This is a genomic window from Streptomyces sp. SAS_270 (assembly GCF_052543295.1).
Genome location: NZ_JBMNDS010000026.1, coordinates 22,975 through 42,063, shown reverse-complemented (window position 1 = coordinate 42,063; position 19,089 = coordinate 22,975). Strand labels below are relative to the sequence as shown.

The window sequence follows — 19,089 nt, the reverse complement described above, 5'->3', positions numbered from 1 at the left end:
CCGCAACTCGTCGAGACCCGTGCAGGGGAAGGCTAGGAGCGCTGCGCGGTCGGCAGCGAGCGTCATGTGACGGTGGTCAGCACAGTGCGCTGACCACCGTCCGCAGTTCGGCGCGCGAGACCACGCCCAGCTTGGGGAAGATCCGGTGGAGATGCGAGCTGACCGTGCGGTGCGACAGGTAGAGCCGCTGGCCGATCTCACGGTTGGTCAGTCCCTCGGCGGCGAGCTGGACGATCTGCAACTCATGGGCGGTCAGCTGGTCCCGGGCGTCCGGGGCCCGACGGCGGCTGGTCTCACCCGCAGCCCGCAGTTCCCGGCGGGCCTTGTCCCCCCAGGGGATCGCGCCGAGCGCATCGAACATGTCACGGGCCGCCCGGAGGTGGTCGCGGGACTCGACACTGCGCCGTCGACGTCGGAGCCATTCGCCGTAGGCCAGGTGGGTACGGGCCCTGATCAGCGGCCAGGCGCTCAGGTCGGCGCCCAACGCGGCCGCGAAGAGCGGGTCGGCGTCCTCATCGGCGGCCAGTAGGGCCCGGACCAGACGCAGGTCGGCGTGGAGCGCCGGCGCGGGGGTCACCGTGGCGACCTCTTCCAGCTCCGTCACGATCGGGCGTACGGCTCCCAGCCGCCCGCAGTGCGTCGCCGCGTCGACGAGGTCGCCCACGGCGGTCAGCCGCAGGGCCACCTGGAAGGCGGGATCCGCCGGATCGTGCAGCCGGCGGAAATGACCGAAAGCCTCCTCGAACCGCCCTGCCCCCAATGCGGCCAGACCTCGTGCCATCGACGCGGTGGCCAGCACCGGACGCGCCCCGGCCGGAAGCCCGATCTCCTCCGCCTCCTCGGCCAGCCGCAGGGCGGAATCCACCTCACCGCGCAACGCGGCGAGCTTGGCGGCCGTGGCGGTCATCAACGCGTACATCATCGTCTGGTCGGTCTCGCGCGCCAGCCTTCGTGACTCCTCGGCCGTGGCGATCGCCGCACCGAGATCGCCGACCACGAGGGCGCTCCACGCGTCCGCGCCGACCGTACGGGCCAACAGACCCAGGCGCCCCTGGGCACGCAGAGGTTCGCCGCCGGCCGCGGAGAACGCCCGGGCCAGGTCGAAGCCGCCGACGAGCAGCGAGGCGGTGCTGAGCATGCGGTAGGCGCGGCCGTCGTCGCCCTCCTTCAGCGTGACGTGCCGGGCACGGTCCAGGACGAAGGCGCCGCGATCGACGGGCGCGGCGTAGGCACAGATGGCCAGGCGCCACGGATCGAGCTCGTCCAGCTCCATCCGCTCCACGGCCTCCAGGACCCTGCTGCGTCCCTCCGCCCCCGGTTCGGACCAGAAGCACAACTGTGCGGCGCTCCACAGGATTCGCAGCGCCAGCGCACGGTCCTGCGAGGCCATCTCCTCGGCGAGTGCCGTCAGGGAGATGGCACCGGACGAGTGGCTGTGCAGTCCCTCGTCGAAGCGACCGCGAAGCCAGACGACCGTGGCGTGCTGCCGCCGTGACAGCGACTCGGTGAGCGCCTGGTCCAGCAGCCGGGTCACGGTCTCGGGCCGGCCGAGTTCGACGGCGAAGTCGGCCGCACGCAACAGCCGTTCCGCTCGGTGGCCGGAGTCCTCGCTGAGCGCGGCTGCTTGTTCGAGGGCCGCGACGGCCGCCGCGATGCCGCCCCGACGAACGGCTCGGCGAGCGGCGTCCTCCAGCGCGGCGGCGACCGATTCCTCGGGGGCGTCGGCTGCGGCGGCCCGGTGACGCACCTGCCGGTCCGGGTCTTCGTCCAGTACGGCCGCGAGCGCGGCGTGTGCGGCGCGGCGGACGCCGGTGGGCATGGTCTGCTGGATCGCCGACCGCATCAGCGGATGCCCGAAACGCAGTTCGGTGCCGACGACTTGGACGAGCCGGGCGTGCACGGCCGGGTCGAGATCCGCGGCTGTGGCCGCCGCGCCGGTGAACCGCCGGGTCGCGCGGTAGATCTCGGGAAGCGACGGGCTGTCGTCGATGGCCGCGATGCGCAGCAGACTGCGGGTGGTTTCGGGCAGGGTCTCCAGGCGGTCGGTGAAGGCACGCTCAAGCCGCTCGGTGAGGGGCAGTTGGGAGAGATGCGGATCGACTGACGTGCCGAGAGTGCGGGAGAGTTCGGTCAGAGCCAGGGGGTTGCCGGCCGCCTCGGCCAGCAGGCGGCGATGCGCGGTCGGGCGCAGATCCGGCGCTCGGTCCGCCAGGAGCTCCGTGGCCTGGCCGTCCGTGAGCGGGCCCAGGACCACGGAGCTGAGTTCATCGGAGTTCAGACGCGATCGGTAGCCGTCGCGTGCGGCTCCCACCATGATCACCGGCTCCGTGCCGACTCTGCGCGCCACGAAGGTGAGGACGCTGGCGGTGGCGTCGTCGAGCCACTGAGCGTCGTCGACCAGGACGAGCACCGGGGCGACCGCGGCAGCGTCGGCCAGGAGGTTGAGTACCGCCAGACCGACCAGGAAGACGTCGGGGACACCGGCCTCGGCGTGCCCGAGGGCGGTGTCCAGAGCCTGCCGGTGCGGCGCGGCGAGCTCGGCGGCTCCCGCGGACAACGGGCGCAGGACGAGCTGCAGACCGGCATAGGGGACGTCGCTCTCGGCCTCGACACCGCTGGTGCGCAGGACCCGGTAGCCGAGCCTCTCGGCGAGAGCGGCGGTCTCGGCGAGCAACGCCGTCTTCCCGATGCCGGGCGCCCCGTGGATCAGCACCGCGCTTGCGTGGCCCCGCGGATCGTCGAGCAGTCGGCGCAACAGATCCAGCTGATCGTTCCGACCGATGAGCTCCACGTTCCCCCCATCAGCCGGGTCCCCGGACTCGGTCTGTCTGGAAGGTCAGGGTACTGCGCCGCGGCCGACGATCTGAGAGGGAAACCGGGATGCGATGAACTGCCGCTGCACCTCAGCGCAGCCGGGGCCGCCGTCGACGACGTGCCACCCGCCGGGCGTCACCGGCACGAACTGCCCCAGTCGCAGGGCGAGTTCGATCGTGAGGTGGCCGCCCGGCGTCCGGGACCCGGTAACAGAAGGTGTCCGTCAGAGGGCGTCCCTCAGAGGGCGTCGATCATGCCACCGTCGATCATGAAGTCCGCGCCGGTGATGTTCCCCGAGCGCCGACTTGCCAGATAGAGCACGAGGTCGGCGACCTCGCCCGGGGTGCTGAACCGGCCGGTGGCCGCCGCCCCGGCAGCGTTGCGGGCCACCTCGCCCGGATCGACGCCCAGCGACTGCCCGACGGTGTCGGCGACACCGCCGGCGCCCTTCCACAGCGCGGTCTCGACCGGCCCGGGGCTCACCGTGTTGACGCGCACGCCCTCCGGCCCGACCTGCTTGGACAGGGCCTTGCAGAAGTTCGTCAGCGCTGCTTTGGCGGCGCTGTAGTCGAGGACCAGCGGATCGGGCAGACGGGCGTTGACGGAGGAGACGGTGACGATCCGTCCGTCGCCGCTTGCGATCAGATGGGGCAGTGCGGCGCGGGTGGCACGCACGGCGGCCATGAAGTTGATCGTGAAGGCCCAGTCCCAGTCCGCGTCGGACACGGCCTGGAAGCCGTCCACGCGCGGGCGCACCGCGCCGACGTTGTTCACCAGCACGTCGACGCCGCCGTACCCGGCGACCGCCTCTGCCACCAGCGCGGCCGGAGCGTCGGGATCGGTCAGGTCCAGCTCCACGACGGTGAGTTCGGCGCCGCCCTTGATCAGAGCGTCTAGGGCATCGGTACGTCGTCTCGAACCCGCGACGACGTGGGCACCGGCTCCGAGAAGTGCCTCGACGACCGCCAGGCCGATTCCGCGCCCGGCCCCGGTGACCACGGCGCTCTGCCCGGCCAGAGCGAGGTCGAAGGCGCTGGGCCCGGGGATGCTCGACGTCATCGCGAGGCCTCCGGGTTCTGTCGGCCCAGCCAGGTCAGGACCGTTTCGGCGACCTCGCGCCAGCCGCTGTCGATGGTCAGGGAGTGCCCACGATCGGGGAAGCCGATGATGTCGGTGACGGCGTCGGAGTGTCGGTACTGCTTGAGGGTGGCGCGGGTGACGGTCTCGGGAACGGTGTGGTCCTTGCCGCCCGAGATCAGCAGCAGCGGGCCCCGTCCGGAGTTGTCGGTGGCGACCTTCGCCGGCGAGTGCGGGTTGAAGTTGGCGGAAGCCGCCTCGTAAAGCGGCTTGCCGGGGGCGGGAATGGTCCAGCGTTCGTACAGCGCCGCCGACTCCTCCTCGGAGACCGCGTTGCCGAAGGCGAACCGGAACTGCTCGGCGGTCAGGGACACCGCACGGCGCTTGTTGGCGGGGTTGCGGAACACCGGCAGCGTGGCCTTGAGCGCCGACAGCGGCAGCGGCAGGACTCCCTTGATCTGCGCGGCGTCGATCGCGACGGCTGCGGCGGCGCGGTCCTGGCCGAGCAGCTTCTGGGCGATCATGCCGCCGAACGAGTGGCCGATGAGGATGGGCGGCACGGGCAGTTGGGCGATCAGTTTCGCGTAGTGCTCCACGACGTCGTCGATGCCGTGGTCGGCGATGCTCTCCGGGTTCGCGCGGGCCTCCACGACCGTGTCGGGGTCACCCGGCCAGCCCGGGGCGGACGGGTCGTAGCCCTGCTCGCGGAACAGGTCGATCCACGGCTGCCATGAGGCACTGTGCAGCCACAGCCCGTGGATGAAGTAGACGGGGATCGGTGTGGTCATGGCTCAGCCTCCTGCGTGGCGACATGCCGTTCCGGCAACGGCTGACACAACCCTGTTCCCGGCTCGCTCGAACCGTGGTGACACCCCAGTCCTTCACGACCGGACGCCGAACGGCCCCCAGGACCCCGGTGTACTCCGCGGTTGCCCGTGCCGCACCTCAGGACAGCGGAGCGGTCTCTGCCAGACTGGCCCCCGAGGGGCTTCGCTTCTCCCCTGAGCCGTTGCCGATCATCGCGGTGAAGGGGGATGCCCGCGGGCGAGTCAGCGGTTCAGGCGGGAGCAGGGTGTGGCTGACGCGGCGGTGATCGGGAACGGACTGCACGAGGTCGACGACACGTCGGTGACGTCCGGGTCGACCGGCGTCCTCGTGTCGGGCCAGGCCAGCTGCCCGTGCGTCGGCGCACGAGCGCTTCGAAGTGAGGTCGTGGCATGAAGGCGATCGTCGTGGGCGCGGGCATCGGGGGGCTGACCGCGACGTTGAGCCTGCGCCGCGCGGGCTGCGACGTCACGCTTGTCGAGCAGCTGCCGCGGTTCACGGAGATCGGGGCAGGGATCCAACTCGCGCCCAACGCCACGCGGGTGCTACGCCGACTGGACCTGCTCGACATGGTTGCCGCACAGTCCACCCGCCCCTCCCACCTGAGCTTCCGCACCTGGTCGGACGGGGCCGAGATCGTCCGCTACACACTGGGGCGCGAGGCCGAGGACGGGTTCGGGGCGCCCTACCTGCAAGTCCACCGAGCCGATCTGCAACAGGTCCTGGCCGCGGCGGTGCTGCCCCACTCGGTGCACCTGAACACCGCTGTCGTAGGGATCGACCAGGACGACGAGTGCGCCTACGTGACGACGGCGAGTGGAGAGCGCCTCGGGGCGGACCTGGTCGTGGCGGCGGACGGAGTGAGGTCCGCGGCCCGGCAGTGGCTCTTCGGCGCGGACGAAGCGGTCTTCTCGCACACCGCTGCCTACCGGGCGCTGCTGCCGGCCGACGAGGTGACCGATCTGGACCTGTCGGACTACGCACTCTGGCTCGGCCCGGACCGACACTTCGTCCACTACTGGGTGCGCCGCGGGGAGCTGCTCAACGTCGTGGCCGTGGTCCGGGCGGAGGCGGCGCAGGAGTCGTGGACCGCGCAGGCGGAGCCGGGGGAGCAGCTGCGCGAGTTCGACGGGTGGGACTCCCGGGTCCTCAGCGTCCTCGACCGTGCGGGGCAGGTGTTCCGCTACGGCATCCACACGCGCTCACCGCTCGCGCGGTGGAACATCGGGCGGATAACCCTGCTGGGCGACAGTGCCCATGCGATGGTGCCGTTCCAGGCCCAGGGTGCGGCGCAGGCGATCGTGGACGCGGCCGTGCTCGGCGACGCTCTCGCGGGTACGAAGCCGGCCGAGGTGCCGGCCGCGCTCGACCGGTACGCGCTCCGGCGGATCTCGGCTGCGACGAGTGTGCAGGCGAGTTCCGCGCGGGCGGGCCACGACTACCACCTTCCGGACGGGCCCGAGGCGCAGGCGCGCAATGCCCGACTGGTGGCATACGCGGCCGAGAACAGGTTCGGTCCCCACTCGGCCTCGTGGGCGGTCGACGCCGGCCTCTGAGGCTCAGTACCAGAGGTACAGCAGCCACTGGCCGAATGGACCGGCGCCGCACTGGTAGGTGTCGCCGGAAGCATCGCCGTCGGAAATACAGTTGGACTTGTTCCAGTAGGCGCCGTAGAAGTGCCAGCCGGCCGGATCCGCGTTCGTCTCGTGGGCCGAAGCCTTGATTGATCGGTTGGGTTCGGATGCCTGGGCCGTGGCAGCTGTCCCGCCGAGGGTGAGCGCACTCCCCACGACCAGGCCGACCAGTGCGCGTCGCATACGCATGATGTGCCCTCCTCTTGATCGAATTGGACCTCGAGCAGATCGAGCACACGTTACGTTCCCGCCAACGTGCGGGAATGGTGGGCGAGTTGAAGCGCGCTGGAGCGACGTCAAGATGGCGCTGCAGCCCCCCCGGCAGTGCGTGGCCGAATGTTCTCGGCGTCCTATCGAGCGGGCCGTTCGGGGATCGTCGGGAGAACCTTCTCAGTGATGTCGAGGAGGGCGGTGTCGTCCGGGAGGGCTCCGGACTTGCTCCATACGGTGATCTCGTAGTAGCCGCCCCGGTCCTTGCGGTCGAGGGCCACGGACAGCGTCCTGGCCAGGGGGCCCTGTTCGACCGGTCCGCCGGACCCGCTGCTCCCGAGATTGAGCTCGATCTGCATGGTGTGATCCGAGGAGTAGACCGCGGGCCGACCGAGAACCTTGAGGATCTTGACGTCCCTCTCGTTCCCGTACTTCATCAGCTTCACGTACTGGTCGATCGACAGGTCGTTGTAAGTGGCCGAGACATTCACGGTGTATGTGTCGAACGAGATCTCGGCCTCCGGCAGGGCGACCTTCCCGTCAGTCAGGGGAGCGGTGTTGTTGTTGCCGGAAGCAGTGGTCGCGGTCTCTGCGGGCGTTCCGAGGAGCTTGGCCAGGTCTGGCCGGTTGAGCGCCTTGCACAGCTCTTCACCGGTCACTGGCCGGGGCGTCTTCTTGTAGACCTTCGGCAGCGCCTCGTGTTCTCCGTCCGAACACGAGGCGGGCTGCGGGGTGCTGTCGTCGGACGGCATCATGCGGGGGACCACCCACACCGAAGCCGCGAGTGCCCCGAACACGGCCACGGCTGCGAAGGCCTGGCCCCAGGCGTTGTGCTCCTTCTCCGGAGCGGCTGGGCGGGGGCGCGGTCCAGCTCCGGCGTGGGCTGGGGCCTGGAGTTGGGCTTGGGCTTGGGCCTGGGCCTGGGCAGGGGCGGCAGCATCGACCGTCGCCTCGTCTGCGGAGGCCGCGGGACTCGGGTTCCGGCGGGCGCGCAGAGCCCGCACCACGGTGTGGACGCGTATCGCGGTGAACACGAGGAACACCACGCCGAGACCTGCCGCGACCCGATCGTGATCGCTAACGGCGAGATACGAGATGCGTACGCCGAGAACGGATCCGATCACGATGAGCAGGGGCTCGCGGACCCAGAAGGGCAGGAGACGGATGAGGAAACCGAGCATCCGGTGATCTCACCAGGTCAAGACCATATTTCGCTGTGATGGAAGCCACAGTTCCGGGTGCGGGTAGACCGTGAAGGAAAAGCCGCCGAGCCGACGGTCCCGAGATCGCCGGCTGGACGGCAGCGCGGGTGCGGGCGCCTGGGGCCGGGTCCTCGCCTGCGGCGCCCTCGTTGTCCTGCCCGCGCTGATCGTTTTTATGCCCTACCGGCGGGCGTTTCGTCCACGGCGTCCCAAGCTCCACCGTCGACACGCTCGGCAGCGGAGGGCCCGAGGCCCCCGTCAGTCGTGGGCAACGGACGTCGGTGAACCCTGCCCATGGCCTCGGTTCACTTCATCACCGCCGCCCGCCGAACTCCCAGTCATGGACCTCGATGTCGGCATACCGGTCCGGAGTCAGGACGGTGCGGGCCGCGTCCGGGTCCGGCGCCCTGACCAACGCCGCCGTGCCCAGCCAGGTCGTACCGTCATCGGACTGCAGCGGCCCGTACGCGACCAGGTCGTCACAGTCGGGTGGCAGATCGAGGTCGGCCGACTGCCCCGAACCGAGGCCGAGCACCAGGTATCGGTTGCCGTCGCTCCGGCCACCGGGGAAGTCCCACATCGAGCGCCCCAGCGTGTTGTGCCACCGGCGCAGCAGCACGTCCCGGTACACGCCGGCCTGGTAGTTGGGCTCGTCGAAGGCGAACGCGCGGGCGGCAGCGGCATCCGGCAGGTCGACGATGTGCACGCTGCCGGTGGGCGTGTCCCCGTCGGCGGCGAAGGTCGGGCCGCGGGCGATCAACTTCTTCTCGAACCGGTCCATGTAGGACCAGTGCTCTTCAATCAGCTTGCTGCGCAGTGCCATTGAGCCGGGCCGATCGCGGTGGTAGCAGAAGAACTCCATCCCTTGATCTTCGCAGGGAATCCCGGTCTTCAGGCCGGGCGGGAATGCGATCCTCGGCCCGCAGGCGCGCAGCGCCGGAGTTCACTGCGTTGTCAGTGGCCTCCGCTAGGTTGATCACACTGCGAACTCAGCTGGAGGGGGTGGGCCGGATGATCCGTGCGTACAAGTTCCTCCTGCGGCCCACGGTTCGCCAGCAGGCCGCGTTCGGCGAGATGCTGGCCGATCACTGCTCGCTCTACAACGGAGCCTTGCAGGAACGCCGCGACGCCTACCGGCACGCCTCGAAGACGAGCGTCACATACGGCCAGCAGTCCGCGCAGTTGAAGGAGATCCGGGCGTTCGATGTGGAACGTCAGGGCCGCTGGTCGTTCTCCAGCCAGCAGGCCACGCTGCGCCGTCTGGACAAGGCGTTTGCCGCGTTCTTCCGCCGGGTCAAATCCGGGGACAAGCCGGGGTATCCGCGCTTTCGGGGTGCGATGTGGTTCGACACGGTGGACTTTCCCAAGGACGGCGACGGCTGCCGGTGGGACTCCACCTCGCATGACCCCGTGACCCGTGTCCGTTTCCAGGGCGTCGGGCACGTCAAGGTCCACCAGCACCGGCCCGTGGCCGGCAGGGTCAAGACCGTGTCCGTCAAGCGTGAGGGCAAGCGCTGGTACGTCGTGCTGACCGTTGATCAGCAACAGCCGCAGCCGCTGCCGGCGACCGGCAGCATGGTCGGCATCGACCTGGGCATCGCCCACTTCCTCGCCGACTCCCACGGCGAGTTCGTGCCCAACCCGCGTCACGGGCGGAAGGCCGCCGCCAAGCTCGAAGCCGCGCAGCGGGCACTGTCCCGCTTTCCCCGGGTGCGCCGCGACCAGCGCACCAAGAACCATCAGCGGGCCGTCGAGAAGGTCGCCGGCCTGCACCGCAAGGTCCGCCGTCAGCGGCTCGACCACGCACACAAAACCGCCCTCGGCCTGGTCCGTGCGCACGACGTCATCGCGCACGAAGACCTCAAGATCCGCAACATGGTCAAGACCCCCGCCCCGAAGCCGGACCCCGACCAGCCGGGCGGCTTCCTGCCCAACGGGGCCGCCTCCAAGGCCGGACTCAACCGTTCGATCTCGGATGCCGGTTGGGGGGTGTTCCTGACGATCCTGCAGGCCAAGGCTGAGAGCGCCGGACGGGAAGTGATCGCCGTGGACCCCCGCAACACCTCCCGGACCTGCCCCCAATGCGGGCACGTCGCAGCGGAGAACCGGCCCACGCAGGAGAAGTTCCACTGCGTCTCGTGCGGCCACAGCGCGCACGCGGACATCGTGGGCGCCCTGAACGTGTTACGGGCCGGGCTGGTCCGTCGCGACGCCCAACCGGCACAGCGAGAAGCCCCGGCGTTCACGCCGGGGAGGAGTCACCTCGACAGTCTTCACCACCAGGCGTAGTACCGACTCACCCGCCTCGAAAGACGCGGATCAGCGGTGCGGTCGGACGAACCCTTGGCCGACCCGAAGCCACGGGCGCTGGAAGGTCGTCCGGAGCGCCTACAGCCCCCCGGCATACATGTGCGAAACTCCCCCGATGACCTCGGAGACCATCACCGCGGATGCCGCGGGCACCTGGAAACTCGGCGATCTGAACGTCAACCGGATCGGATTCGGGGCGATGCGGCTGACCGGCAGTGCCGCCTTCCATCTCGGTACACCCAGCGATCGTGAGCGGTCGATCACCGTGCTGCGACGTGCGGTTGAACTCGGTGTCAACCACATCGACACCGCCGCGTTCTACTTCTCGTCGCTGCGCTCCGCGAACGAGCTGATCAACAGGGCGCTGGCGCCGTACCGGGACGACCTGGTCATCGCCGCGAAGGTCGGCCCCTTCCGTGACTACTCGGGGGAGTGGGGCACAGCCGCGCGGCCCGAAGACCTGCGCGGCCATGTCGAGGAGAACCTGCGCCAACTCGGCCGCGACCACCTGGACGTCGTATACCTGCGCCGTATGGGCCAGGAGTCGATTGCCGAACACTTCGGAGCCCTGGCGGAGTTGCGTGAGGCCGGGCTGATCCGGCACCTCGGCATCTCCGACGTCAGGCCTGAGCACATTGCTGAGGCGCAGGCCATCGCTCCCGTGGTCTCCGTGCAGAACAAGTACGGCCTCGGCTCCACGAATTCCGACGGCGACGCAGTCCTGCGAACCTGCGGAGAACAGGACATCGCGTTTGTGCCGTTCTTCGCCATCGCGGGTGAGGGCGGCGCGCGGGGCCCGGCCGACCGGGACGACGAGGCGGTGTCCGACATCGCCCGGGCCCACGGCGTTACGCCCGCTCAGGTGCGACTGGCCTGGACGCTGCACCAGGGCCCTCATGTGCTCGCGATTCCGGGCACGGGCAATCCCGACCACCTCGTGGAGAACGTGGCGGCGGGGGCGCTGCGCCTCGCCGACGAGGACGTCGCCCGCCTCAACGCCCTTCACCGGCAGGGGAAGTGAGAGCAGAGGTGTGCCTGTGAAGGTCAGGCTGCCGGAAGCGGAAACAGCATGCACGTACTCGTGGCGTGGGCCAGAAGGCGATCGTCGGAGTCGAGGAGCTGAGCCTCGGCGAGGGCGGTACGGCGACCGCTGCTGACCACCCTGCCGACGGCGCGGACCCTGCCCGTGTCGAGGGTGATCCGGCGCAGGAACTTCACCGTCAGGTCGAGGGATGTGTACCCCATGCCCTGCGGGAGGGTGGACTGAACCGCGCACCCTGCGGCCGAGTCGAGCAGCGTCGCGTAGATACCGCCGTGCACGCTGCCGATGGGGTTGTAGTGCTCCTCGCCCGGGACCAGGGAGAACACCGCCCGACCGTGCTCCACCTCGTCGAGGGAGAAGTCCACGGTGGCGCCGATGGGCGGGCTGGGCAGGCGACCGGCGACCATCTCGCGCAGGAAGTCCAGCCCCGTGCCCTTTCCTACGGCGGCTGCCGAGAGCGCCGGATCTTCCCACTCGTACGTACGTGACCGGCCCATACGGCTCTGCCTCCAGATCTGGCTTCGTCCATCGAAGCTAGCCAGTGGTTCAGCTGACTGTCAATGATGAAGCCAGGCGCTACGATGACTGCCATGAAATGGCTCGAGGTGAGCACTGAGAACTGCACGGTCCAGCGCACCCTTGACCTGGTCGGTGAGAAGTGGACGCTTCTGGTCCTGCGGGACGCGTTCAACGGGGTGCGCCGCTTCGACGACTTCCACCGCCATGTCGGGCTTTCGGAAGCGGTGCTGGCGGGCAGGCTCCGCAAGCTGGTCGAGGCCGGAATCCTTGCGATGGTCCCGTATCAGGAGCGGGGCAGCCGGACCCGGCACGAGTATCGCCTGACCAGTAAGGGCCGCGATCTGTGGCCCGTTCTTGTGGCGCTCAGGCAGTGGGGCGAGGCCCATGTCGCCAATCCCGAGGGTCCCGTCCTGGATCTCCGACACACCGCCTGCGACGCGCCGGTGAACGTCGTGGTCGAGTGCTCCCGTGACCACGTCGCGCTCACCCCGTCCGAGGTCACGGCCAGGCCCGGCCCTGCCGCCCGGCCTCGTGCCTGAGCAAGGACTCGTTTCCGAGCAAGCGGAAGCAGGCGCGGGCGTGCACGGGCGCACGTGAACGTGCGGGGCCGTGACGCTGCCGATGGCCGCCCGCGACGGCACGATTCACCGTGACGGGAACGGCGCTCGGCGAGGCGCAAGCCTCCGCCGAGCCCCGAGCGCCGAGCAGCAGCCTGTCGGATCCCTCCGGGGCAACCGACCCAAAGGCCTTCAGCCCAGCTGTGCGTGCAGGAATGCCACCGTGCTCTGCCAGGCCTGCGCGGCCGACTCGGGGTCGTACACCTCGGGGCGGCCGTCGTTGAAGAAGGCGTGATGGGCGGGGTAGAGGCGCAGGTCCGCGGTGATGCCGGACTGCTGCTGGATCGCCTGGCTCAGCTTCTCCAGCTGCTCCACCGGAATGGTCGTGTCGAGTTCGCCGTAGTGGCCCTGGATCTGTGCCTTGAGGCCGGAGAAGTCGGGCAGCTCGCCCTGGATCACGCCGTAGAACGGCGCCGCGGCCGTCACGCGGGCGTCTGCGGCGGCCAGGTAGATCACGAAGCCGCCACCCATGCAGAAGCCGACGGAGCCCACCGTCTCGGAGGTGACCTCGGGCAGCCCGAGGAGGTGGTCGACCGCACCGGAGAGGAGTTCGACGCCGCGTGCGACCGGCAGCTCTCCCATCATGCGCAGGGCCTCGGCACTGTCGTGGGCGACGTTGCCGCCGTAGAGGTCCGGCGCCAACGCCACGAAGCCCTCCTGGGCCAGACGGTCGGCGACATCGGCGATGTGGTCGGTCAGGCCCCACCACTCCTGGATGACGATCACGCCGGGTCCCTGTCCGGAGGGCGGCAGCGCCAGATAGCCGTGCGCGGTGGCCCCGGCGCTGGGGAAGGTCACGTTCTGGTGCGCGGGGGCGCCCGTCGACTTCGGCTTCTCTGACATGGCACTCAACTCCTGTAGGGGAAGCGCGTGATGAGGTCTGCCGAAGCGGGGCCCCGGCATGATCCCCACGATGCCATGCGTGTGCGCGGCGCCTGCGGGCGGCTCGCAGGAGGCCGATGCGGGGCGCCCGCGGACCACGCATCCGGGGCGCCCGTGCGGTCGAGTACGCCCTCGGATCATGACCTGGTCCGAAGATGCCGTACCCTACGTGTTACGTATAACCCTCCGAGAGGCCCTGATGAGTCGCATCGCCCTGGTCACCCTCGTCGTCGACGACTACGACGAGGCGATCCGCTTCTACACCGAGGCCCTCGGTTTCCGGCTCGCCGAGGACGAACCCAGGCCGGACGGCTCCCGCTGGGTGGTCGTCGAACCCGGCGCGGCGGGCCACGGCACCGGCCTCCTGCTGGCCCGGGCGAAGAACGAGGCCCAGCGCGGCAGGGTCGGCGACCAGACCGGCGGCCGCGTGGGGTTCTTCCTGCACACCGACGACTTCGCCCGCGACCACGCCCGGATGCGCGACGCGGGCGTGGCGTTCCTGGAGGAGCCGCGCCACGAGCCGTACGGCTCGGTCGCCGTCTTCCAGGACCTGTACGGAAACCGCTGGGACCTGCTCCAGCCCGCCCAGTAACCAGACCTCCCCAAGACGACCTGCCGAGGAAAGACACGCATGACCGCGCCCCGCATCGACATCGACACCCTCCGCCGCCTCCCCAAGGCCGTACTGCACGACCACCTCGACGGCGGTCTGCGCCCGGCCACCCTGGTGGAACTCGCCGAGACGGTCGGCCACACGCTGCCCACCACCGACCCTCAGGAACTGGCCGCCTGGTTCTACGACGCCGCCAACTCCGGTGACCTGGTGCGCTACATAGCCACCTTCGAGCACACCCTCGCCGTGATGCAGACCCGCGAGGGCCTGCTGCGCACCGCCGAGGAGTACGTGCTCGACCTCGCCGAGGACGGTGTCGTCTACGGCGAGGTCCGCTACGCGCCCGAGCTGAACACCAACGGCGGGCTGACCCTCGCCGAGGTCGTCGAAACGGTCCAGGAGGGCCTCGCCGCCGGTATGGCGAAGGCCGCGGCCGCGGGCACCCCCGTCCGCGTCGGCACCCTGCTGTGCGGAATGCGGATGTTCGACCGTGTGCGTGAGGCCGCCGACCTGGCGGTGGCTTTCCGGGACGCGGGCGTCGTCGGCTTCGACATCGCCGGCGCCGAGGACGGCTTCCCGCCCGCCGACCACCTGGGCGCCTTCGAGCACCTGCGCCGGGAGAACGTCCCCTTCACCATCCACGCCGGTGAGGCCCACGGCCTGCCCAGCATCCACCAGGCACTCCAGGTCTGCGGTGCCCAGCGCATCGGCCACGGCGTCCGTATCACCGAGGACATCGTGGACGGCAAGCTCGGCCGCGTCGCGGGCTGGGTGCGCGACCGCCGGGTCGCCCTGGAGATGTGCCCCACCTCCAACCTGCAGACCGGCGCCGCCACCTCGATCGCCGAGCACCCCATCACCGCCCTGAAGGACCTGGGCTTCCGGGTCACCCTCAACACCGACAACCGTCTGGTGTCGGGCACGACGATGACCCGCGAGATGTCCCTGCTGGTCGAGGAGGCCGGCTGGGGCGTCGAGGACCTCCGTACGGTCACGGTGAACGCCCTCAAGAGCGCGTTCATCCCGTTCGACGAGCGCAACGCCCTGATCGAGGACGTCGTCCTGCCGGGCTACGCGGCCGCGCTCTGAACCAGCCCGCGTAGGTAGGCGGCCTGTCCGACGTGCTGCAGATCGTCGGACAGGACGCTCACCAGCCGGACGCCGAGGGTGACCGGCGGGTCCCAGCGCTCGTCCACGACACGCTCGAAGTCCTTGGCGGCGAGCCCGCGCACGAACTCTAGGGTCTGTTCGTGGACGGCGTCGTAGTAACCGGTCAGCAGGTCGCCCGACTCGACCCGCACCTTGGTGACCTGCGTGGAGCTGTGGCCGTAGCCCGTGTCCCTGCGTGGCAGGTCTAGCCCGAAGCGTTTCTCCCAGCCCTGAGACAGCCACACCTGGTCGAGTCCGGCGGCGTCGGCGACATGGTCGTCCTGGACGCGGGTGAGGTGCCAGACGAGCCAGGCAAGGGAGTTGGCGTCGACGGCCGGACGGCTGTGCAGCTCGTCCGTCGAGAGACCGTCGACCGCGGCGTGGACTTCTTCCTGGATGCGGCCGTACGCGTCGATGAGGATGTCCTTTGCATGCATGCTTCCACCATCGCGCATCACGGCGCGTCATGCGTCGGGAATCCAGCTCCCGTGGAATCCCAGCGGCACCCGGCCCGGCAGATGGATCCGGGCGACCGGTTCGCCAGTGAAGTCCTGTGCCGCGAGAATCACCAGGTCGGCGGCCCCGCGGTCGGGATTGTGCACATATGCGATCGCATAGCCGTCGTCCTCGGCAGCCTTCGGGTCGGTGGGGTCGCACGGCACGAACACGGCCTCGCCCGCCGCCGCGCCGCGCGGCAGCCGGTGCACCTGGGAAGTGCCGCGCAGCAGGTCGTGCTTGATCAGCGCGTTGCTGAAGGCGCGGTCGGGCGGATTGCCGTCGGGCGTCAGGTACGCCAGCGTCATCTCGGCGGATGCCGCCGAGTAGCCGTAGCGGTGGCGGCGGGAGACCAGCGCCTCGTTCACGCGCGGGAACTCCTGCGGGCGGTCGTCGATCGTCCTCTGCCGGACACGCCCGTGGCGCAGGTCGACCGTCCAGCGTTCGAGCTTCGCCGTGCCCACCGCGGTGGGGCCGTCCGAGCCGCGGCCGGCGGTGTAGAAGGGCGCCGGATAGGTCGTGAGGTCGATGACCACCGAGTCGCCGTCGTCGTATGCGTTGAGGGTGTGCGAGTAGAAGACCGGATCGACGGTGAACCAGCGGACGGTGCCGCCCGACCGGGGCATGACGCCGACACGGAAGGGGTGTTCGGTGTTCCAGATGTACGGCACCAGGTCGCCGCGTTCGGCCGCCGCGGGGTCGAAGGTGACCGGCATGTCGAAGACGACCACATGCTTCTCGGTGAGCGCGAAGTCGTGCATCATCGGCCCCTCGGTCACCGGGATCCGCGTGGTGCGCGAGATGCGGCCCGTCGGGCCCACGACCAGGTGTCGGATGTGGTCCCAGGTCGGGTAGTAGGTGATCGCGTGCAGTTCACCGGCCTGCGCGTCGAACTTGGTGTGCGCGGTGAACGCCCCCTCCAGAGTGCCGCGGAAGTCGTAGGTGCCCACCGTGTTGAGCTCGTGGTCGAGTTCGTAGGGCAGCGGACCGCTCTCCTGGAGCGCGAGGATCCGCCCCCGGTAGGGGATGACATGGGTGTTGCAGGGGAAGTCGTCCGGCGGCACGGGACCGGGGTAGGGCTCGCCGAGCTTCTTCGTCACCTGCGACGAGCGCACCCAGCGGTTGCGGTACCACTCGGCGCGGCCGTCGCGCAGCCGGACGCCGTGCACCATGCCGTCGCCGAGCATCCAGTGGTGGGCGCGCGGGTCCTCGAGGCCGAGGACGTTGGGGCCGTTGCGCAGATAGCGGCCGTTCAACTCGCGCGGGATGCGCCCGGTGACCGGCAGGTCGAACGCCGTCAGTTCCTCGGTGACCGGCTTGAACGCCCCTTCGAGGAAGGGGTAGTGGCGGCTCGCGGTCTCCTGGGGCACCGCGGACGCCGGCCGGGCGCTCGCGGCGACTCCCGTACCGGCCAGCCCGCCGGCCGCCGCGATCGCCGCCGCACCGCGCAGCACACCTCGTCGTGTGTGTTCCGTCATTTCCCTTGCTCCTGACCGATGTTGTCGTGAAGAACGCTCACGAGTCTGGGTCAGGAGAAGGGCCGGGTCAGGAGGGGTGGGCCCCGTCCGGGGGTGTTGCCAGGCCCCCTGTTTCGAGCAGATCCATCAGTGCCCGGGCGGCCGGACTGGTGGCCTCCGGCGGTGGCAGCAGCGCCACGGTCTCGTACACCGTCTCGCCGGTGCCTTTCAGGGGCAGCGCGGTCAGCGCCCGGCGCTTGTGCCGGAAATGCCGGGGTACGACGGCGATGCCGAGGTTCTCGTCGACCAGGTCGAGGAGGCTGTGCACATCGTTGACCTCCAGTGCGACCGTCCGCCGGACACCCGCGGCGGCGAATGCCGTGTCGGTGGTGCGGCGCGGCCCCCAGTCCGGATGGAAGTCGACGAACGCCTCGCCGCCCAGCTCCTCCGGTGTGAGCGCCGCGCCGGCGGCCGCGAGGCGGTGCGTGGGATGGCACAGCACGGTCATCGGCTCGCTGGTCAGCGACACCGACCGCAGTTGCTCGGTGTCCGCCTGCGTCCGCACCGCGAACGCCAGGTCCAGGCGCCCCGCCGCGACCTCCTCCGCCAGCGCACCGGAACCGGCCTGCCGCAGCCGGATCTCCACGTCCGGATGGCGCCGCCGGAACGCGGCGAGCAGCCCGGCCACATGCACCCCGGCGATGCACTGCTCGGTGCCCAGCGCGAGCGTGCCGCGCAGCACGCCCTGCACCGCGGCCACCGCCTCGTGCGCGGCCCGCACCTGTGCGAGGATCCGCTCGGCCTCACCCAGCAGCGCGCGCCCGGCCTCCGTGAGCGTCACCCGGCGGGTCGTCCGTACGAACAGCGCGCTGCCCAGCTCCCGTTCCAGCGCCCGGATCGACGCCGACAGGCCCGACTGGGACACCATCAGCCGCTCGGCGGCCCGGGTGAAGTGCTGGTCCTCGGCGACCGCGACGAAGTGCTGGAGATGGCGGAGTTCCATGATTGAGAAGCGTAGCCGCTGAATACCATCGGATTCTTCTGTTGGACCGCTGCCCGCACCTCGCGAAAGAGTGGATACCGGTTCTTCCGCACCGGTCCGTGCTTCCCCGGCGCCGGTGTTTCCGTGCCAACCCCTCTGGAGTCGCGTTGTACACCGCACACCCCGACCGTTACGCGGACATGCCCTACCGGCGCACCGGACGCAGCGGCCTGAAGCTCCCCGCGCTGTCGCTCGGGCTGTGGCACAACTTCGGCCCCGACCGGCCGGTCGACACCCAGCGCCAGATCCTGCGCCGCGCCTTCGACCTCGGCGTCACCCACTTCGACCTGGCGAACAACTACGGCCCGCCGCCCGGCGCCGCCGAGTCCGCCCTCGGCGCCGCGCTGAAGGCCGACTTCGGGTCCTACCGCGACGAGCTGATCATCTCCACCAAGGCCGGCTACCTGATGTGGCCGGGCCCGTACGGCGAATGGGGATCGCGGAAGTACCTGCTGTCCTCGCTCGACCAGAGCCTTGGCCGCATGGGCCTCGACCACGTCGACATCTTCTACTCCCACCGCCCCGACCCGGAGACTCCGCTGGAGGAGACGATGGGCGCCCTGCACTCGGCGGTGCAGCAGGGCAAGGCGCTGTACGTCGGTGTCTCCAACTACTCGCCGGAGCAGACCCGCGAGGCCGCCCGCATCCTGGGCGAGCTGGGCACCCCGCTGCTCATCCACCAGCCGCGCTACTCGATGCTCGACCGCCGCCCCGAAGAGGGCCTCCTGGACGCCCTCGACGAGCTCCAGGTCGGCTCGATCGCCTACTCGCCGCTGGAGCAGGGGCTGCTGACCAGCCGCTACCTCGACGGCATCCCGGAGGACTCGCGGGCGGCGAGCGACAGCCCCTTCCTGAACTCCGACGCGGTCACCGAGGACCTCGTCCAGCAGCTGCGCGCACTCGACGACCTCGCGAAGTCCCGCGGCCAGTCGCTGGCCCAGCTGGCGCTGGCCTGGGTGCTGCGCGGCGGCCGGGTGACCTCCGCGCTCATCGGCGCGAGCAGCGTCCAGCAGCTGGAGGACAGCGTGGCGGCCACGCACGCCCTGGACTTCGACTCGGACGAGCTGGCCCGGATCGACGCGATCGTGGGCGCCGCCGGATAGCGCTCGGCGCACACCCGGAGCGGCCCCCGTGCGACCCGCGTCGCACGGGGGCCGGCCGCCGTTGCCGACGCGTGCCTCCAGCCGGACCGTCACCGTGT

Annotated in this window: 18 protein-coding genes; 7 read left to right on the top strand and 11 right to left on the bottom strand. The window is 70.2% G+C overall.

The window, feature by feature from the left end; translation table 11 throughout:
* Positions 1-76: 76 nt before the first annotated feature.
* From ACN6LB_RS19300 to ACN6LB_RS19290, 3 genes are all read right to left on the bottom strand, one after another.
* Positions 77-2,791: an ATP-binding protein gene (locus ACN6LB_RS19300; protein WP_445027003.1), complete on the bottom strand. Its 2,715-nt coding sequence runs from the start codon at positions 2,789-2,791 to the stop codon at positions 77-79.
* Between the two features lie 260 nt (positions 2,792-3,051).
* Positions 3,052-3,873, bottom strand: coding sequence for an SDR family NAD(P)-dependent oxidoreductase (locus tag ACN6LB_RS19295; protein ID WP_445027002.1), 822 nt, complete (start codon positions 3,871-3,873; stop codon positions 3,052-3,054).
* Positions 3,870-4,679, bottom strand: a complete 810-nt coding sequence (locus ACN6LB_RS19290) for an alpha/beta hydrolase (protein ID WP_445027001.1) — start codon at positions 4,677-4,679, stop codon at positions 3,870-3,872. Before ACN6LB_RS19290 ends, ACN6LB_RS19295 begins: the two co-directional genes overlap by 4 nt.
* A gap of 429 nt (positions 4,680-5,108) precedes the next feature.
* On the opposite strand from ACN6LB_RS19290, the gene ACN6LB_RS19285 reads away from it, so the two are divergent.
* On the top strand, positions 5,109-6,272 hold the full coding sequence (locus ACN6LB_RS19285) for an FAD-dependent monooxygenase (RefSeq protein WP_445027000.1): 1,164 nt from the start codon (positions 5,109-5,111) through the stop codon (positions 6,270-6,272).
* A 3-nt stretch (positions 6,273-6,275) separates the two neighbouring features.
* On the opposite strand, the gene ACN6LB_RS19280 is transcribed toward ACN6LB_RS19285, so the two are convergent.
* The 3 genes from ACN6LB_RS19280 to ACN6LB_RS19270 form a co-directional block, all read right to left on the bottom strand.
* Positions 6,276-6,539: a hypothetical protein gene (locus ACN6LB_RS19280; protein WP_445026999.1), complete on the bottom strand. Its 264-nt coding sequence runs from the start codon at positions 6,537-6,539 to the stop codon at positions 6,276-6,278.
* Between the two features lie 161 nt (positions 6,540-6,700).
* Positions 6,701-7,741, bottom strand: coding sequence for a DUF6215 domain-containing protein (locus tag ACN6LB_RS19275; RefSeq protein WP_445026998.1), 1,041 nt, complete (start codon positions 7,739-7,741; stop codon positions 6,701-6,703).
* 334 nt (positions 7,742-8,075) lie between these two features.
* Entirely contained in the window at positions 8,076-8,624 is a 549-nt protein-coding gene (locus ACN6LB_RS19270) for a YciI family protein (protein ID WP_445026997.1), read from the bottom strand.
* Positions 8,625-8,773: 149 nt separating this feature from the next.
* Between ACN6LB_RS19270 and ACN6LB_RS19265 the strand changes: the two genes are divergently transcribed.
* Together ACN6LB_RS19265 and ACN6LB_RS19260 are read left to right on the top strand one after the other, a co-directional pair.
* Positions 8,774-10,051, top strand: coding sequence for an RNA-guided endonuclease InsQ/TnpB family protein (locus tag ACN6LB_RS19265; protein ID WP_445026996.1), 1,278 nt, complete (start codon positions 8,774-8,776; stop codon positions 10,049-10,051).
* A gap of 118 nt (positions 10,052-10,169) precedes the next feature.
* Positions 10,170-11,093 (top strand): aldo/keto reductase, encoded by a 924-nt coding sequence (locus ACN6LB_RS19260; RefSeq protein WP_445026995.1) that lies wholly within the window; start codon positions 10,170-10,172, stop codon positions 11,091-11,093.
* A 23-nt stretch (positions 11,094-11,116) separates the two neighbouring features.
* Here ACN6LB_RS19260 and ACN6LB_RS19255 read toward each other — a convergent pair whose 3' ends face one another.
* Positions 11,117-11,611: a PaaI family thioesterase gene (locus ACN6LB_RS19255; RefSeq protein ID WP_445026994.1), complete on the bottom strand. Its 495-nt coding sequence runs from the start codon at positions 11,609-11,611 to the stop codon at positions 11,117-11,119.
* A 93-nt stretch (positions 11,612-11,704) separates the two neighbouring features.
* Between ACN6LB_RS19255 and ACN6LB_RS19250 the strand changes: the two genes are divergently transcribed.
* Positions 11,705-12,172 carry a winged helix-turn-helix transcriptional regulator gene (locus ACN6LB_RS19250; protein ID WP_445026993.1) on the top strand — a complete coding sequence of 156 codons (468 nt, stop codon included), beginning with the start codon at positions 11,705-11,707 and terminating at the stop codon, positions 12,170-12,172.
* 210 nt (positions 12,173-12,382) lie between these two features.
* On the opposite strand, the gene ACN6LB_RS19245 is transcribed toward ACN6LB_RS19250, so the two are convergent.
* A complete protein-coding gene (locus ACN6LB_RS19245; RefSeq protein ID WP_356135121.1) occupies positions 12,383-13,093 on the bottom strand; it encodes a dienelactone hydrolase family protein in 711 nt (236 codons plus the stop codon).
* A 238-nt stretch (positions 13,094-13,331) separates the two neighbouring features.
* Between ACN6LB_RS19245 and ACN6LB_RS19240 the strand changes: the two genes are divergently transcribed.
* The gene (locus ACN6LB_RS19240; RefSeq protein WP_445026992.1) at positions 13,332-13,724 is read left to right on the top strand and encodes a VOC family protein; all 393 of its coding nucleotides are present in this window, start codon (positions 13,332-13,334) and stop codon (positions 13,722-13,724) included.
* 39 nt (positions 13,725-13,763) lie between these two features.
* Positions 13,764-14,834, top strand: coding sequence for an adenosine deaminase (locus ACN6LB_RS19235; protein ID WP_356135125.1), 1,071 nt, complete (start codon positions 13,764-13,766; stop codon positions 14,832-14,834).
* On the opposite strand, the gene ACN6LB_RS19230 is transcribed toward ACN6LB_RS19235, so the two are convergent.
* From ACN6LB_RS19230 to ACN6LB_RS19220, 3 genes are all read right to left on the bottom strand, one after another.
* Positions 14,816-15,331, bottom strand: coding sequence for a mycothiol transferase (locus tag ACN6LB_RS19230; RefSeq protein ID WP_356135127.1), 516 nt, complete (start codon positions 15,329-15,331; stop codon positions 14,816-14,818). The two genes, ACN6LB_RS19235 and ACN6LB_RS19230, sit on opposite strands and share 19 nt — an antisense overlap.
* Positions 15,332-15,358: 27 nt before the next feature.
* Positions 15,359-16,867 carry a carotenoid oxygenase family protein gene (locus tag ACN6LB_RS19225; RefSeq protein WP_445026991.1) on the bottom strand — a complete coding sequence of 503 codons (1,509 nt, stop codon included), beginning with the start codon at positions 16,865-16,867 and terminating at the stop codon, positions 15,359-15,361.
* Between the two features lie 67 nt (positions 16,868-16,934).
* The gene (locus ACN6LB_RS19220; RefSeq protein WP_445026990.1) at positions 16,935-17,849 is read right to left on the bottom strand and encodes a LysR substrate-binding domain-containing protein; all 915 of its coding nucleotides are present in this window, start codon (positions 17,847-17,849) and stop codon (positions 16,935-16,937) included.
* A 146-nt stretch (positions 17,850-17,995) separates the two neighbouring features.
* Here ACN6LB_RS19220 and mgrA point away from each other — a divergent pair, with 146 nt between their 5' ends.
* Positions 17,996-18,991: an L-glyceraldehyde 3-phosphate reductase gene (gene mgrA, locus ACN6LB_RS19215; RefSeq protein ID WP_445026989.1), complete on the top strand. Its 996-nt coding sequence runs from the start codon at positions 17,996-17,998 to the stop codon at positions 18,989-18,991.
* Positions 18,992-19,089: the final 98 nt, after the last annotated feature.

Excerpts from the sequence above, each read along its gene's own strand:
- ACN6LB_RS19295 (WP_445027002.1), bottom strand. The coding sequence starts at position 3,873 with ATGACGTCGAGCATCCCCGGGCCCAGCGCCTTCGACCTCGCTCTGGCC.
- ACN6LB_RS19290 (WP_445027001.1), bottom strand. The coding sequence starts at position 4,679 with ATGACCACACCGATCCCCGTCTACTTCATCCACGGGCTGTGGCTGCAC.
- ACN6LB_RS19285 (WP_445027000.1), top strand. The coding sequence starts at position 5,109 with ATGAAGGCGATCGTCGTGGGCGCGGGCATCGGGGGGCTGACCGCGACG.
- ACN6LB_RS19280 (WP_445026999.1), bottom strand. The coding sequence starts at position 6,539 with ATGCGTATGCGACGCGCACTGGTCGGCCTGGTCGTGGGGAGTGCGCTC.
- ACN6LB_RS19275 (WP_445026998.1), bottom strand. The coding sequence starts at position 7,741 with ATGCTCGGTTTCCTCATCCGTCTCCTGCCCTTCTGGGTCCGCGAGCCC.
- ACN6LB_RS19270 (WP_445026997.1), bottom strand. The coding sequence starts at position 8,624 with ATGGAGTTCTTCTGCTACCACCGCGATCGGCCCGGCTCAATGGCACTG.
- ACN6LB_RS19265 (WP_445026996.1), top strand. The coding sequence starts at position 8,774 with ATGATCCGTGCGTACAAGTTCCTCCTGCGGCCCACGGTTCGCCAGCAG.
- ACN6LB_RS19260 (WP_445026995.1), top strand. The coding sequence starts at position 10,170 with ATGTGCGAAACTCCCCCGATGACCTCGGAGACCATCACCGCGGATGCC.
- ACN6LB_RS19255 (WP_445026994.1), bottom strand. The coding sequence starts at position 11,611 with ATGGGCCGGTCACGTACGTACGAGTGGGAAGATCCGGCGCTCTCGGCA.
- ACN6LB_RS19250 (WP_445026993.1), top strand. The coding sequence starts at position 11,705 with ATGAAATGGCTCGAGGTGAGCACTGAGAACTGCACGGTCCAGCGCACC.
- ACN6LB_RS19245 (WP_356135121.1), bottom strand. The coding sequence starts at position 13,093 with ATGTCAGAGAAGCCGAAGTCGACGGGCGCCCCCGCGCACCAGAACGTG.
- ACN6LB_RS19240 (WP_445026992.1), top strand. The coding sequence starts at position 13,332 with ATGAGTCGCATCGCCCTGGTCACCCTCGTCGTCGACGACTACGACGAG.
- ACN6LB_RS19235 (WP_356135125.1), top strand. The coding sequence starts at position 13,764 with ATGACCGCGCCCCGCATCGACATCGACACCCTCCGCCGCCTCCCCAAG.
- ACN6LB_RS19230 (WP_356135127.1), bottom strand. The coding sequence starts at position 15,331 with ATGCATGCAAAGGACATCCTCATCGACGCGTACGGCCGCATCCAGGAA.
- ACN6LB_RS19225 (WP_445026991.1), bottom strand. The coding sequence starts at position 16,867 with ATGACGGAACACACACGACGAGGTGTGCTGCGCGGTGCGGCGGCGATC.
- ACN6LB_RS19220 (WP_445026990.1), bottom strand. The coding sequence starts at position 17,849 with ATGGAACTCCGCCATCTCCAGCACTTCGTCGCGGTCGCCGAGGACCAG.